General features: G+C 63.1%; 14 protein-coding genes and 1 tRNA gene. 5 read left to right on the forward strand and 10 right to left on the reverse strand.

What is annotated here, in order from left to right; translation table 11 throughout:
• Positions 1-16: 16 nt before the first annotated feature.
• Positions 17-1009 (reverse strand): NAD(P)-dependent oxidoreductase, encoded by a 993-nt coding sequence (locus tag PP1Y_RS10150; RefSeq protein ID WP_013832148.1) that lies wholly within the window; start codon positions 1007-1009, stop codon positions 17-19.
• The gene (locus PP1Y_RS10155) at positions 1006-1764 is read right to left on the reverse strand and encodes a bifunctional 2-polyprenyl-6-hydroxyphenol methylase/3-demethylubiquinol 3-O-methyltransferase UbiG (protein ID WP_013832149.1); all 759 of its coding nucleotides are present in this window, start codon (positions 1762-1764) and stop codon (positions 1006-1008) included. Before PP1Y_RS10155 ends, PP1Y_RS10150 begins: the two co-directional genes overlap by 4 nt.
• A gap of 320 nt (positions 1765-2084) precedes the next feature.
• Between PP1Y_RS10155 and PP1Y_RS10160 the strand changes: the two genes are divergently transcribed.
• From PP1Y_RS10160 to PP1Y_RS10170, 3 genes are all read left to right on the forward strand, one after another.
• The gene (locus tag PP1Y_RS10160) at positions 2085-2489 is read left to right on the forward strand and encodes a hypothetical protein (RefSeq protein ID WP_232512605.1); all 405 of its coding nucleotides are present in this window, start codon (positions 2085-2087) and stop codon (positions 2487-2489) included.
• Positions 2480-2806, forward strand: coding sequence for a hypothetical protein (locus PP1Y_RS10165; protein ID WP_013832151.1), 327 nt, complete (start codon positions 2480-2482; stop codon positions 2804-2806). The genes PP1Y_RS10160 and PP1Y_RS10165 overlap by 10 nt, the downstream gene beginning before the upstream one ends.
• A gap of 192 nt (positions 2807-2998) precedes the next feature.
• Complete coding sequence (locus PP1Y_RS10170; protein ID WP_013832152.1) at positions 2999-4174, forward strand: acyltransferase; 1176 nt, start codon at positions 2999-3001, stop codon at positions 4172-4174.
• 12 nt (positions 4175-4186) lie between these two features.
• Here the strand turns inward: PP1Y_RS10170 and PP1Y_RS10175 are convergent, their stop codons facing one another.
• Both PP1Y_RS10175 and PP1Y_RS10180 read right to left on the reverse strand, forming a co-directional pair.
• Positions 4187-4396: a hypothetical protein gene (locus PP1Y_RS10175; protein ID WP_041558751.1), complete on the reverse strand. Its 210-nt coding sequence runs from the start codon at positions 4394-4396 to the stop codon at positions 4187-4189.
• A gap of 225 nt (positions 4397-4621) precedes the next feature.
• Positions 4622-4885, reverse strand: a complete 264-nt coding sequence (locus PP1Y_RS10180; RefSeq protein WP_013832153.1) for a GlsB/YeaQ/YmgE family stress response membrane protein — start codon at positions 4883-4885, stop codon at positions 4622-4624.
• A 423-nt stretch (positions 4886-5308) separates the two neighbouring features.
• On the opposite strand from PP1Y_RS10180, the gene PP1Y_RS26540 reads away from it, so the two are divergent.
• Complete coding sequence (locus PP1Y_RS26540) at positions 5309-5884, forward strand: J domain-containing protein (RefSeq protein ID WP_013832155.1); 576 nt, start codon at positions 5309-5311, stop codon at positions 5882-5884.
• Between the two features lie 109 nt (positions 5885-5993).
• Here PP1Y_RS26540 and PP1Y_RS10190 read toward each other — a convergent pair.
• Positions 5994-6069: transfer RNA gene (locus PP1Y_RS10190), tRNA-Thr, on the reverse strand.
• A gap of 728 nt (positions 6070-6797) precedes the next feature.
• Positions 6798-7802, reverse strand: a complete 1005-nt coding sequence (gene galE / locus PP1Y_RS10195) for a UDP-glucose 4-epimerase GalE (protein WP_013832156.1) — start codon at positions 7800-7802, stop codon at positions 6798-6800.
• Between the two features lie 201 nt (positions 7803-8003).
• Here galE and PP1Y_RS10200 point away from each other — a divergent pair, with 201 nt between their 5' ends.
• Positions 8004-9017, forward strand: a complete 1014-nt coding sequence (locus tag PP1Y_RS10200; protein ID WP_007011997.1) for an SDR family NAD(P)-dependent oxidoreductase — start codon at positions 8004-8006, stop codon at positions 9015-9017.
• 60 nt (positions 9018-9077) lie between these two features.
• On the opposite strand, the gene PP1Y_RS10205 is transcribed toward PP1Y_RS10200, so the two are convergent.
• From PP1Y_RS10205 to otsB, 4 genes are all read right to left on the reverse strand, one after another.
• Complete coding sequence (locus PP1Y_RS10205) at positions 9078-9338, reverse strand: hypothetical protein (RefSeq protein WP_065762425.1); 261 nt, start codon at positions 9336-9338, stop codon at positions 9078-9080.
• 211 nt (positions 9339-9549) lie between these two features.
• Positions 9550-10971 carry an alpha,alpha-trehalose-phosphate synthase (UDP-forming) gene (gene otsA / locus PP1Y_RS10210; RefSeq protein ID WP_013832158.1) on the reverse strand — a complete coding sequence of 474 codons (1422 nt, stop codon included), beginning with the start codon at positions 10969-10971 and terminating at the stop codon, positions 9550-9552.
• Between the two features lie 47 nt (positions 10972-11018).
• Complete coding sequence (locus PP1Y_RS10215) at positions 11019-12833, reverse strand: glycoside hydrolase family 15 protein (RefSeq protein ID WP_013832159.1); 1815 nt, start codon at positions 12831-12833, stop codon at positions 11019-11021.
• On the reverse strand, positions 12830-13699 hold the full coding sequence (otsB, locus tag PP1Y_RS10220) for a trehalose-phosphatase (protein ID WP_013832160.1): 870 nt from the start codon (positions 13697-13699) through the stop codon (positions 12830-12832). Before otsB ends, PP1Y_RS10215 begins: the two co-directional genes overlap by 4 nt.
• Positions 13700-13708 lie beyond the last annotated feature (9 nt).

The following is a 13708-nucleotide window of genomic DNA, read 5'->3' on the forward strand; positions in this document are numbered from 1 at the left end:
CTTTCCTTCGGGATCGTCATTTCGGAGGCAGCAGTCCGGTCTCCCGGTACCACGCGACCGTGCGCCTGAAGCCTTCGTCGATGTCGATCCGGGGCCGGTATCCCATGAGCCGCTCCGCCTTGCCGCTGGTGAAGGCACGGTTGTGCTTGAAGAAGGTCAGGCGGCGGCGGTGGAGCGGCGGTTCGATGCCCAGGGGCGCGCAGATCGCCTCCACCAGCCGCGCCAGTTGGTGCATGGCCTTGTAGGGAATGTGCAGGGCAGGGGGCTTGCGGCCGAGCGCCCGCGCCGCCGCGCCCACGTAGTCGCGCAAGGGCAGATAGCGCGGGCCGCCGATAATGAAGGTCTCGCCCGCGGCCTGTTCGCTGTCCATGGCCAGGACGAAGCCCTCCACCAGATCGTCGATATAGACCGGGTGGAAGTTGGCGGAACCGTCACCGACGAAGAAGAACGTGCCGCGCTGGACCATCCGGAACATCTTGAGCATGCGCGTATCGCCCGGGCCGTAGATGCCGCAGGGCCGGATGATCACGATTTCCAGACCGCCGCGTGCCATTTCCTTGCGGCAGAAGGTCTCGGACAGCAGCTTGCTTTCCTGATACGGGTCGCGCGGGCTGAAGGGGGCCGTCTCGTCCGATGGGCTGTCCGCAACGCTGCCGTGCACGCCGATGGTCGAGCAATCGACGAACCTGCGCACGCCGGCCGCCCGGCAGGCCGCGACGAGGGATTTGGTACCCTCGAAATTGACGGCGACGAACTCTTCCGGACTGCCTTCCTTGCGGTACATGGCGGCGATGTGAAAGACCGTGTCGCAACCTTCGACCAGGCGGGCGAGCGCGGCCTCATCCTGCAGGTCGCCCGCAATGCGCAGGATGCCGGGATGGTCGGGCAAGGTGGAACCGGGCCGTGCGAGGGCGCGCACCCGGTGGCCGTCCTGCGCGAGGCGCAGTGCCAGTGCCTTGCCTGTGAATCCGGTGGCTCCTGTGATGGCCACGGCACGGGTATCGCTCATGAATCCTCGCGATCGAAGCGGGCAAGCACCGGATTGCCGATCAGCCCGGTCACGCCCGCCGTGCGCATCAGGCCCTCGGCCTGCTGCGTCAACGTGGCCCTGGGCAGGGCGCGGTGCAGGGCCATGGGCAGGACGAACTGCCGCCAGATACGGGTCTGCCCGAAGCCATGGCTGGCGAAGGCCTTGCGCACTTCGCCGCCAAAAAAGCTACGATAGGTGCGCGTGTTCTTCTCGATCCGTTTCTTCAGCGGAAAGGTGAGCAGGGAGAGCGCATTGACGCTGGAATAGACCGGAAAGTCGATGATTACCGCCTTGTCGGCGACCCGGCAAAGTTCTGCGACGAGGCGCGGCCAGTCGTCGACATGGGCCATCAGCCGCACACTCGTGACGACATCGAACTGCCGGTCGGCAAAGGGCATCTGCAGCAGGTCGCACGCCACGAAATCGACCGCGCGCGCGCTGGCATGGCTTGCAAGCCGCAGTCCGCAGCTGGCATCGCTGCCGGCCACTGTCACGCGATATCCTGCGTCCGCCAGCGGCGGGGCCAGTTGCGCGTGGCCGCCGCCAACGTCGAGCACCGTCGAGCCGGGCGAGATGGGCGGGTGTTCCAATAGGGAAAAGACGCCCTGTTCCTGAACGCCCAGCAGGTATTCGCCCACCTTGCCGCGGAACCGGGAGGCATAGCCATCGGAGGAAGTCTCGATGTCAGGCGGCTCGTCGACACCGGCAACGAGACCTGCAACTGCCTTGTTCATCACGGTATTATCCGATTGCGGGAGAGAAGACCTGCGATCTTGGCGACCCATGCGCAAGAGCATTCAATCAGACGGCCTACCTAATGGCAATCTTGCTACATGCAGTAATACGTTTGGGCACAAGCGACGGATTTGCAAGCAATAGTCGCGCACGATCGAACCGCCGACTACTGCGGTCGATGCCATGCGCACCGAAGCGGTTCGTCGAAATCTTCGTAACTCACGGCCCGAAAACGGTTTCGCTGCAGGCCGTTTGAGGTTATTCGCACGTCCACAAGTGCATTGAGTCCGAAGAGGAAACGATAGCCGTGCCGCTCTGCATGACGCAGGCCAAGGAGGGATGGTCCACATTGCTTACCAGAGTTGCCGCAGGAGTCGCAATTGTGGTGGCTGTGATCGCTTTCGCGGTCAGCGGGTGGGCTATTCTGACCTTGAGCAACGCGCCCGCGCCCGCACCGGCCAAGACGACGGTTCCCCTCGATCCCGTTGAACAGACGGCTGAGGATCGCGCCAACCAGGTGATCACGAAGATCATTGAGAAGCGCCTGCCGGACCCCGAACCTGCCCCGCCCGCGCCGGCTGGCACTCGGCAGGTTGCCAGTAGCGCCAGGAAAGTGGAGCGCCTTCCGGACACGACCCTGAAGTTGAACTGCTCGCGGCTGCGCGATGCCTATTCGCCCGAAGAACTGAAGGGCATGAAGGAATTCCAGCAACTATGCCTCTGAAGAGCATTGTCATTGCCTTGTTGTTCCTGAGTGCCTGCAAGTCGACCGAGCCGCCGAAATTCTATCCTTCGCCGCTCGATCTTGAGACGGTGGCACAAGCCAAGCCGAAGCCGACGGCGGCGATCCTGACCGATCCCAAGGCCAACGACATGTACAATCACGAAGTGGAGGCATGGGGCGATCGCATCCATGCCGCGGGCTTGCGCCTTTGCCGGTTCTACCAAAATCTGGGCCAGGCCGTGGATTGCAGTCCAGGGCCGGCTACCGTGCCGGCGCCGGCTCCCGATGCACGCCAAGAGCCCGTTCATACTCCTTAGTTGCAAGCCGAACGGGTCAGTCGAAGCGGTGTCGAATGGCCCTTGCGCTCATACCGAATTGACGTTCAAGGCGCGGGAAAGATTGAATAGTCTTCGCCCGTTGAGTTCGGCGTAACCCGTGATGGGGCCGGGCGAGCCTGGCTGCAGCTCGATCCTGTGCAGTCGTGATGCTGCAAGGGACACGCAACACATATGGGACCTGCCGATAGTTCGAGTTCTTCCGGTCCCCGTGAATTTGCGACCCTCGACCTGCTCCGGTTTCTGGCGGCTCAGGCCGTGGTCTTCTATCACCTCCTGTTCCTGTCCTGGGTGGAAGCGCCCGCGGCTGGCGGGATCGGCGCGGTAACGCGATCGGGGACGCGCTTCGATACCGCCGTTCCCTGGGCCAGCCTGGGCTGGTTGGGTGTGCCGGTATTCTTCGTGATTTCCGGCTTCGTCATACTCATGTCGTCGGGCGACAAGACCCCGAGCCAGTTCGCAATTGGGCGGGCCAAACGCATTCTCCCTGGGTTGTGGACCTTTTCCCTCCTCTCGGCTGCAGTAGTGCTGATGACGGGGGTTCTGGCACCGGCGGAAGCCCTGCGGCGCCTCATCCGCTCCATGGCGCTTTTCCCCTTCGGTCCGTGGATCGACGGGGCGATATGGACGCTAGTGGCGGAAGCCCTGTTCTACGCCCTGATCTTTGCCGCCATCAGATTTCGGTTGCTGGCGCACATGACGGTGCTGACTTCGGCGATCACCGGGTTCAACCTCGTCTTCTGGAGTGGCATATTGCTGGCCGCATCGGGACTGCTCGGGCGCGATGTGCAGGACTTCGCGGACCTTGCGGCTTCCTATCGCCTCAGTGTCACGCTGGTGACGACGAACTGTTTCTTCCTTGTCGGCATAGCGCTCTACCAGGTCCATGCGGGCAAGGACGTCGCGCGTAACCTGGCCATCTACGCGATCAATTTCCTGATCGGGATGGTCGTCGTCTACTTTTTCGCCCGGGCCAGCCTTGGCGTTGTCGAGTACGGTCAGAACGCGCACGTTGCCGCGATCGTCTGGGCGGCGGCGATCCTGTTGGCGAGTGCCGGTGTGATGCTCCCCGTCTGGACGACGCGCCGGTGGGCACGCGCGGCCAAGGCCATGGGGCTGTTGACCTATCCGCTGTATCTCGTGAACCAGATCACCGGGGGCTACCTCTTCGGTGTGATCGAGCGCACGACCCACAGCCCGGTGCTTGCAGTGGTTGCGGCCATCTTGTTTTGCAATCTGCTGGCCGGGGCGTTCAGCTTCGGAATCGAACGGCGGCTACAGTCGGCCTTGGGAGCATTGCTGGAACGTGCCTTGCGGCATTTCCGGCAAAGGCTGCGGTTTCAGGTCTAGGGGAAGATAGCCTCAATCGCGCCAGAAGGCCCAGCGGTAGCGGGTGCGTTTACCCTCGAGTGCCTTTGCCTCGGCGCGGCGCATTTTCCGGGCCTTGCGTTCGTGCTTCAGGGCCGTTTCGCGAAGGTGGCGTGCTGCCTGGGCGTCTTCGTGGCGGGCGGCCAGCTGACGCGCGTAGCGGGCTAGTTGTTCGTAATAGATCGCATCGCGAATCTCTTCCATCGCTCTGTAATATGCCCAGGATCGGCAGCTTGTGGAGTCTTCTCTTCAATGGAGACTTGTCTGAAGAGAATTGCGGCCAAGAAACGATGCAGATGCCGGCGCGTTGATGTTCAATCGTGCGCAGTCACCATCCCGCAGCCGCGGGCGCGTGTCTCGACCGCATCGTACTGCACCGTGAAGCCATTGAGTGCCTTCGGCTGGTCGTCAGCGGATTCCGGATCTGGTTTAGCGAACCCGTCCGCGCTGGACCAGGTTGACGATGCCAAGCAGGATCACTGCGCCCACGAAGGCGATGATCAGGCCAACGACCGAAAATTGCTGGACGGTGCCGGCGATCCCGAACTGGTTGGCGACGAGATTGCCGATGACCGAACCCACGCAGCCCACGACAATGTTCCAGAAGATGCCCATCGAGGCATTACGGTTCATGACCATGCTGGCCAGCCAACCCGCTATGCCGCCTACGATCAGTGCAATAATCCAACCCATATGAACCTCCAGTCAGTCCTGATTTAGGGGGGGCGTCAGGCCCGGTGCACGATCTTGCCCGCCTTGCCCCAGTTGCGCATAAACTCGCCAGCCTGCTGCAAGGTTGCCACGAAGCGAGGGTATCTTTCTTCCCTGCAACCTGTGTCTTCGGCGAGATTGCACATCATGGGGCTTTCGCGCCTTTCGCCGGGCTGGATGCAGCGCGTGACGGAGAGTTGGATACGAGACGCTGGACCAGTCTTGCCGCGTTCAAAGACGAGGCTTTTGCGGCGCTCTTGCCGCCTCTAAATTACCAATCCCCATCCTCGCGGAATAGGCATGACAAGATTTTCCGGTTCGGCCACAATCGCTAGGCAATTGCTATTCTTGCGCCGCTACATCATGAGGTTTGGCTGAAGGGGCATCTTGAATGGGGGGTGAGATATGCAAGATGATGATTTCGTAGACTATTATCAATTGCTGCAAGTCAATGCATTCTGCGACGTCGAAGTCATCTCCCTATCCTACCGTCATTTGGCCAAGAAATATCATCCGGACCATCCGAAAACCGCAAATGCGGCATTGTTCAAGCAAATCGTTGAAGCTTATAACGTTCTGAAAAGACCGGACAAGCGGGCCGAATATGACCTCGTGTATCATGCTCGTGTAAATACCGGAACTTCGGCAGCGCACCCGCGTCTTGATATCGGCATAGACGAGAAAGTAGCGCTATCCGATGCAGAGATGCAGCGTAATATACTTTTGCTTCTATACAAGAGAAGGCGAAACAGCGCTACCGACTGTGGGGTCTACGGCTTTCACGTCCAAACTTCTTTCGAGTTATCCGACGATCTTCTGGACTTTCATGTTTGGTATCTCAAATCGAAGGGATTCATAAACATGAACGAGCAGGGGATGCTGGTGATTACTGTGGAGGGTATCGACCATGTCATATCCCTGCATCAACCCCGCCCTTCGGAAAAGTATCTGATGGCGCCAACCAGTAGTCGAGACGGCTGAAGTGTCGCCGTAAGGGCTCGGCTGCGACACGCGTTAGAGCGGCATTCAGGGCAGGGCAGGCAACCTGATCTTGCCGATGATTTCCCTTGGGAAAGCGTCTTTAAGAAGGTGGTGCCGCAGAAGGGACTCGAACCCCCGACCCCAACATTACGAATGTCGTGCTCTACCAGCTGAGCTACTGCGGCATGCCCGAGGGTTCGACATGGTTCGGACCCGGGACAGGGGGCGGCCTTTACCGGGGCGAATGGGTTCGTGCAAGAGGGTTTGCGATATCGTTTCGGGATAGCGCGTTTTGCGATGAAAGCCTCTGCGGGCCGGGCCAGCGGGGAGTGTGTCCAGGCAGCGACCGGTCGCTTGGCTGAAATGCGGAACGGGACCGGGAGAGAGGGACACTTCCCTCCCGTTCCCGTTCCGCGTTCCCGTTGCTGCTCCCGCCTTGCGGCAGGTTGGGCGACGGGAACGGTCACCTCTTGAATGACTGGTCTCGCGGGACATGTCCCGGAGGGCTCGGATTGGAACGAATCTATCCGGGCGCTGCTGACGCGCGTAATAGTATTACCGGGGCGGTAAGTACAACGGAAATATTGCGACCCCAAGACTGCTTCAAATCAGGGCAGGTGCGAATCGTCGACAAGGGTCAGCAGTGGCCCATAGCCATCCATCATTTGGCCAGTCGGGGGGCTGGGGGGTGGTCGCGACTTTGTCAGCGGCGATGCAGCTCTCGCTTATGGGACTTGGGCGCGCGGCACGCTCGATTGTGTCTCGTCCAGACGCAGAACGCCGGCGTGCCTCAGTCGGCCGTGCTGGCCGAGGGTCCCGGTACGGGCTTTGCGAACATTCCGAGTATGCCGAGCCTGCAGCAGCGCGCGCCGGTCAGTGTCCCGGGGCGACGCGTTCATGCTATCATGAGCGGTTACTCGCTGCGGATCTCGGTCAGTCGGCGCTCCCATGCCAGGGCATGTTCGACGATCGTGGGCAGGTCGGCATAGCGGGGCTGCCAGGGCAGGGTGGCCTTGATCCGCCGGTTGTCCGAAATCAGCGAGTCCGGATCGCCTGCGCGGCGGCCTTCCATGCGCCTCTCGATAGTCCGGTTGGTCACGCGGTCGACGGCATCGAGCACGTCGAGCACGGAGAAGCCCTGACCGTAGCCGCAATTCATCGTCAGCGAGCGTTCGGGCTGCGCAATCAGCGCCTCGAGCGCAAGGACGTGGGCATTGGCAAGGTCCGATACGTGAATGTAGTCGCGCACGCCCGTGCCGTCCGGCGTGTCGAAGTCGGTTCCAAAGACCGCGACGTGGCTGCGCTTGCCGAGTGCGGCTTCGACGGCAACCTTGATGAGGTGCGTGGCCCCGGCAGTCGACTGGCCGGTGCGCGCCTGCGGATCGGCGCCCGCCACGTTGAAGTAACGCAGCGCGCAGTAATTGAACGGATGCGCTTTGGCGACGTCGCCCAGCATGATCTCGGTCATCAGCTTGGACATGCCGTAAGGATTGATCGGCGTCTTGGGGCTGTCCTCTGTCACCGGCGAGACTTCGGGGATGCCATAGGTTGCGGCGGTCGAGCTGAAGATGAAATGCGGCACACCGGCCTTGACCGCCGCGTCCATCAGCGCGCGGCTCTTGGCCGTGTTGTTGTGATAGTACTTGAGCGGGTTCTCTACCGATTCCGGTACGATGACCGACCCGGCGAAATGCATGATCGCCTTGGTGCCCTGTTCGGCGAAGATCCGGGCAAGCAGTTCGCCGTCCTCGATATCCCCTTCGTATAAGGCCACGCCTTCGGGAATGGCGAAGCGGAAGCCAGTCGTCAGATTGTCGATCACGGCGACCGGCCAGCCGGCATCGACGAGGGCGAGCACGGCGTGGCTGCCGATATAGCCAGCGCCGCCGGTGACGAGGACGGGGAGTTTCTGGGTCATGTTCGGGCTGTCCGGAGATTGGTGTCGGTCGAGACGATCGAGATTGAACTTTATGGCTTGCGGGCCATGGCATATGGTCCATGTTGCAACGCGTCAAACGCCTAGTGGGAGATGCGTCCGCTACGGGGCATTCCGTCCCGGTCATCCACCTCGATCAGGTTCCGGCCCGGCGCGGCTGCGCATTTCAAGATGGGAGCATGCATGGTTTCGCAATACCCGACGGTCCTTGTCACCGGCGCGGCCGGCTTCATCGGTGCCGCGGTGGCAGAAGCATTGATGGCGCGCGGGCAGCCGGTAATCGGCATCGATTCGATGAACGACTACTATCAGGTCTCCCTGAAAGAGGCCCGCCGCGATCGTCTTGTCGCGCGGTTCGGCAATCTCTTCACGTTCCACACTCTCGACTTTGCCGACATGGAGGCCACGCAGGCCGCGCTCGCGCCACATGATTTCGGCCTGATCGTGCATCTGGGCGCGCAGGCGGGCGTGCGTTACTCGCTGGAAAACCCGCAGGCTTATGTCGCCTCGAACCTGGCGGGCCACGTCAATATGCTTGAGATCGCCCGCGCCCGGCAGGTCGGGCACATGGTCTATGCCAGCTCCAGTTCGGTCTATGGCGGCAATGAAAAGCTGCCCTTCGCGGTGGAGGACCGCGCGGATCACCCGGTATCGCTCTACGCCGCGACCAAGAAGGCGGACGAACTGATGAGCGAGACTTACGCTCACCTGTTCCGCATTCCGTTGACCGGCCTGCGCTTCTTCACGGTCTATGGTCCCTGGGGCCGTCCCGACATGGCCATGTGGAAGTTCACCGAGCGCATGCTCTCCGGCCGCCCGATCGACGTTTACAACCACGGCGAGATGCAGCGCGACTTCACGTATATCGACGATATCGTCGGCGGCGTCCTGGCCTGCCTCGACCGTCCGCCAGTGGACGACGGCCGGGAAAAGGCTGGCGGCAGCGTCAAGCCGCACGCCCTCTACAACATCGGCAACAACCGCAGCGAACGCCTGATGCGCCTCATCGAAGTGCTGGAAGATGCCTGCGGCGTGAAGGCCGAACTCAACCTGCTGCCGATGCAGCCGGGTGACGTCCCGGCCACTTACGCCAACATCGACGCGCTGACCCGCGACACCGGGTACGCGCCGACAACGCCGATCGAGATCGGCGTGCCGCGCTTCGTGGAATGGTACCGGGGGTATCTGGACGTCTGACTGCAGATCGATGAAGCGAGGGCTGACGTCCCGGGCGGGTAGCCACCCGGGGCCGATCAGTCAGGCTATGGCGCAGTTGAAGTGCGCGACGATCTTGCGATCCAGCGGCTCCTTGAACCGCAGGAGCAGCTGGCGGGCGGTCTTGCGGATGGCGGTGGCGGGGAAGGGGCCGATGGCGCCGATCCACAGGGTACACTCCCCGTCGTCAAGGGCGGCGGGAGCTTCGATTTCGAGGTCGCAGCCCGAATCGGCGAGGCTGGAGATCCGCACGCTTGCGCACGCGCCCGAGTGAACGCATTCGCCGTAAACAACCGTATTCATTGCCTGCACTCTGCCCGCCTGCCGGGCCCTCTCGTTTCGTGGCGGTTTCGGGCCGGGCGCCAGGGCCTGCCCGATTCCCGTCATCCATGTTGCGAGAGGATAATCGCTCTTGAGGTCAATTCGGTTTCACTCGTGTGTCGAAATCGTGATGGGCAACGCGGCGCGAGCGGCAGGCTGAAGGCAGGGCCTGCCGCTGCACGGTGACTGGCGGTCAGGCGGCCTCGTCGACCTTGTCGCCGTTCGTGCCATTGCCGTCTGCCTGCCCGAAGAGGGCGGCCACGAAGTCCTCGCGCCAGCGCAGGACGTCTTCGTCGCGAACCGAGGCGAGCAGCTTGGCATGGCGCTGCTTGCGTTCGCTCAGCGGCATGTCGAGCGCGCGCTTGATCGCCTCGCTGACGTGCTCGATCGAGTGCGGATTGACGAGCAGGGCCTCGGTCAGCTGCTGGGCGGCGCCGGCGAACTGCGAGAGGATCAGGACTCCGGGATCTTCCGGGTCCTGCGCGGCAACGTATTCCTTGGCGACCAGGTTCATGCCGTCGCGCAGGGGCGTGACGAGTCCGATGTCAGCGGCGCGGTAGAACCCGGCCAGGTGGCTGCGCGGATAGCCGCGGTTCACGTAGCGGATCGGTACGAAGGCGACATCGGCGTGGGCGCCGTTGATATGGCCGGTCTTGCGTTCCAGGTCCTCGCGGATCTGCTGGTAGCTGGCGACGTCTCCGCGCGAAGGCGGGGCGATCTGCAACAGCACGACATTGCCGGCCTGGTCCGGGTTGTCGGTCAGGAAGCGGCCGAAGCTCTCGAATCTCTCGCCCAGCCCTTTCGAATAGTCGAGCCGGTCCACGCCGATCATCAGCTTGCGGCCGCGAATGCTGGCCTTGAGTCGCTCGTAGGCCTCCTGCGCTTCGGCGCTGCGGGCCCCTTCGACGAATTCGTCGTAGTCGACGCCGATCGGGAACGCCTTGGCCATGATCTTGCGGCCCTGATACTCGACCGTGCCATCGTCGGTGATCGGCAGGCCCATTTCCTTGCTGACGTAATGCATGAAGCTTTCCAGCCACTCCTGGGTCTGGAAGCCGATCACGTCGTATTCGAGCATCGAGGCGACCAGCCGCTCGTGGAAGGGCAGCGAAACCAGCAGGCGCGTGGGCGGCCAGGGCGTGTGCAGGAAAATGCCCATGCGGTTGTTGATGCCCTTGCGCCGCAGCATCGAACCGAGCGGGAGCAGGTGATAGTCGTGCACCCATACGAGGTCGTCGGGTTCGATCAGGGGAATCACGCTGGTGGCGAAGCGGGCGTTGACGCGTTCGTAGCCCTCGCCGAAGCTGCGGTCGTACTCGGTCAGGTCGATGCGGTAGTGGAACAGGGGCCAGAGCGTGCGATTGGCATAGCCGTTGTAGTATTCGTCGATGTCCTGCGGTTCCAGGTCGATGGTCGCGGTCGTGACATCGTTGATCCGCTGCATGTTGAGGTGACCGGTGAATTCCTCGGTTTCCTGCCCCGACCAGCCGAACCAGATGCCGCGATGTTCGCGCAGCGCCGAATTGAGGGCCACCGCCAGTCCGCCCTGCGCACCCGCAGCACCTGCCGCCTTGGGCACCGAAACCCGGTTCGATACGACAATCAGCCTGCTCATACTTCCGTCCCCTGTGACGCCCTCTGGCGCCGATCGGTCCCGGCGCGTCAGCGCCAGTCCCGCCAAGACCGCGACAGTTGCCCGGCGCAGTTTATGATACCGACAAGCGAATAGGTCTGGGGGAAGTTCCCCCACAGCTCGCTCGTCTCGAAATCCATGTCCTCCGAGAGAAGACCCGACTTGGTGCGATGCCCAAGCATGGCCTCGAACAGTCGCCGGGCTTCTTCGTCCTGGCCGCTGCGGTGGAGAGCCTCGATCAGCCAGAAGGTGCAGATGTTGAACGCCGTCTCGGGCAGGCCGAAATCGTCCTCGTTGGCATAGCGCAGCATGTGCTCGCCCCGGCGCAGGGACTTCTGGACCGCCTGCAGCGTCGACTGGAACCTGGGATCGGCCGCATGGACGAAACGCAGCTCGACCATCTGCAGCAGGCTGGCGTCAAGCTGGTCCCCGCCGAAACTGGCGACATAGTATCCGCCCGCGCCGCCATCGTCGAGGTCGGGGCCTTCCAGCCTGTACCAGGCGCCTTCGTCGATGTTCCTGCGGATCGTGTCGGCCCGTTCGCGCCAGAGCTTGTGGCGGTCTTCCAGGCCAAGATGCTGGGCGGCATTGGCAAGACGGTCGCAGGCGGCCCAGCTCATCACGCTCGAATAAGTATGGACCGCGGTGCGGGTGCGCAGCTCCCACAGGCCCGCGTCGGGCTGGTCGTGGGTCTTCCACGCCATCTCGCCCACTTCTTCCAGGCTTTCGAAATCGTCCATGTTCGCCATGCGCAGCAGCCGGCGGTCGGAGAAAGCCTGGATCGATGGCAGGACGATCTGGCCGTAGCAGTCGTTCTGGACCTGGTAATAGGCGGCATTGCCCACGCGCACCGGGCCCATGCCGCGATAGCCGCACAGGTCCTTGGCCTCCCACTCGATGATCTCCTTGGCGCCGCTGACCGCGTAGAGCGGCTGGATCGCGCCGCCCTCGGCATCGTCGACGATGTTGCGCAAGTAGGCGAGGTACTTCTCCAGCACGTCGAGCGCGCCCAGGTGGTTGAGCGCCTGCACCGTGTAATAGGCGTCGCGGATCCAGCAGTAGCGGTAGTCCCAGTTGCGCTGGGTGTTCGGCGCTTCGGGAATCGACGTGGTGAGGGCGGCGACGATCGCGCCGGTTTCCTCGTGCTGGCACAGCTTGAGGGTGATCGCGGCGCGGATCACCGCATCCTGCCAGTCCATCGGGGTGGCAAGGCCGCGCACCCAGTTGGCCCAGTAGGCCTCGGTCAGCTGGCACATGGTTTCCAGCTCATGCTGGACATTTCCGGCAAAGGGTTCGTCCGGGCCGAGGAAGAAGTGCATCGGCCGCTCGAGGCGGAAGTAGCGCTCGTCGAGGACATAGCCGATGGGCGCATCCGTGGTCAGGCGCAGGGTGTTGCGTTCGACCAGGTAGCGGATGTGGTTGGAGCCATGGGTGATGTGGGCCAGCTGGGCGCCGTAGCCGCTCATCGGCGTGAGCACGACCTTGATGCGCGGCGAGCCGTGGACCGGGCGCACGATGCGGGCATAGGCCACCGGGCGGTAGGTGCGCCCCGAGCGCTGGAATCGCGGGCAGAAGTCGATCACTTCGACGACGCCGCCGTGAACGTCCTCCAGCCGCGTTACCAGTATCGGCGTATTGCGCATGTAGTGCTGGCTGATGGAGACCTGCTCCTCCAGCTCGAAGCGCCAGGTGCCCGCGTCCTGCCCTTCGTCACCGCGCAGCAGCGCGCAGAAGGTCGGGTCGCCGTCGACGCGCGGGACGCAGCCCCAGACGATGGCGCCGGATTCGTCGATCAGACCGCTGACCTGGCAATTGCCGATCGGCCACAGTTCCAGCGAGCTCATTCGGGGCGTTCTCCTGCTTGGCCTGCAATTTCGGTATCGGGTGACTTTCCGGCTGCACCGGCCGGGATGTCGGCGTTGGCGTCGGCGATAGCGAGGGTGAGCCACGCGTGGACCTCCTCGACGCTTTCGAGCCGCCAACAGGCCGCCGTTTGACGCATCGGGCCGACCAGGATGCCTTCGCCGCCCATTGCGGTGACGGCCTTGAAGGCATCTTCGTCGGTCACGTCGTCGCCGATGAAATAGGGGGTGGAACCGGCAAAGCGCGGCATGTCCATGAAGCGCGCGACGGCGCTGCCCTTGTCCGATCCGGGCATGACCACTTCGACGACCATCTTGCCGTCCTTGACGCCGGCGCCATGGGCCTCTGCCAGGTCCCGCGCCAGGGCAAGGAGCGGCGCGTGCATTTCCGGCTGCCCGCGATAGTGCACCGCCATCGAGAAAGGCTTGTGCTCGACCAGCAGTTCGCCGTTGTCCCGGGCGAAAGCGCCGAGCGGGCGGGCGATCGTCTCGGGCAGCGGATCGGCGAGCGGGTGGATTTCGGCATTGCGGCAAGGACGAAACTCGCCGCCGTGAGAGCCGGCCATCGCAACGTCGACCGGACCCAGCAGGCGGTCCAGCGCCTCGAGCGCGCGGCCGCTGACCAAGGCGAGGCGGCCTTCGAGTTGTTCGCCCAGCGTCTCGATCAGGCCGGGCAGGGCCCTGGCGACCTCGACATGGTCGGGATGGGCGGTGATATCGACGAGGGTTCCGTCGAAATCGAGGAAAAGGGCGGCCTTCGAGGAAAGGCGCAAGGGGGGCGGCTGGGACAGGTCGTCGGGAGACGATCCGCGCAGCGCCAGCTTCAGGCTGTCGCTTTCGTCTGTCATCGCAATGAC

This window comes from Novosphingobium sp. PP1Y (genome assembly GCF_000253255.1).
GTDB lineage: Bacteria > Pseudomonadota > Alphaproteobacteria > Sphingomonadales > Sphingomonadaceae > Novosphingobium.

Bases quoted from the DNA above. Each gene is read 5' to 3' on its own strand.
- PP1Y_RS10150 (WP_013832148.1), bottom strand. From the start codon at position 1,009: ATGAGCGATACCCGTGCCGTGGCCATCACAGGAGCCACCGGATTCACA.
- PP1Y_RS10155 (WP_013832149.1), bottom strand. From the start codon at position 1,764: ATGAACAAGGCAGTTGCAGGTCTCGTTGCCGGTGTCGACGAGCCGCCT.
- PP1Y_RS10160 (WP_232512605.1), top strand. From the start codon at position 2,085: ATGACGCAGGCCAAGGAGGGATGGTCCACATTGCTTACCAGAGTTGCC.
- PP1Y_RS10165 (WP_013832151.1), top strand. From the start codon at position 2,480: ATGCCTCTGAAGAGCATTGTCATTGCCTTGTTGTTCCTGAGTGCCTGC.
- PP1Y_RS10170 (WP_013832152.1), top strand. From the start codon at position 2,999: ATGGGACCTGCCGATAGTTCGAGTTCTTCCGGTCCCCGTGAATTTGCG.
- PP1Y_RS10175 (WP_041558751.1), bottom strand. From the start codon at position 4,396: ATGGAAGAGATTCGCGATGCGATCTATTACGAACAACTAGCCCGCTAC.
- PP1Y_RS10180 (WP_013832153.1), bottom strand. From the start codon at position 4,885: ATGGGTTGGATTATTGCACTGATCGTAGGCGGCATAGCGGGTTGGCTG.
- PP1Y_RS26540 (WP_013832155.1), top strand. From the start codon at position 5,309: ATGCAAGATGATGATTTCGTAGACTATTATCAATTGCTGCAAGTCAAT.
- galE (WP_013832156.1), bottom strand. From the start codon at position 7,802: ATGACCCAGAAACTCCCCGTCCTCGTCACCGGCGGCGCTGGCTATATC.
- PP1Y_RS10200 (WP_007011997.1), top strand. From the start codon at position 8,004: ATGGTTTCGCAATACCCGACGGTCCTTGTCACCGGCGCGGCCGGCTTC.
- PP1Y_RS10205 (WP_065762425.1), bottom strand. From the start codon at position 9,338: ATGAATACGGTTGTTTACGGCGAATGCGTTCACTCGGGCGCGTGCGCA.
- otsA (WP_013832158.1), bottom strand. From the start codon at position 10,971: ATGAGCAGGCTGATTGTCGTATCGAACCGGGTTTCGGTGCCCAAGGCG.
- PP1Y_RS10215 (WP_013832159.1), bottom strand. From the start codon at position 12,833: ATGAGCTCGCTGGAACTGTGGCCGATCGGCAATTGCCAGGTCAGCGGT.
- otsB (WP_013832160.1), bottom strand. From the start codon at position 13,699: ATGACAGACGAAAGCGACAGCCTGAAGCTGGCGCTGCGCGGATCGTCT.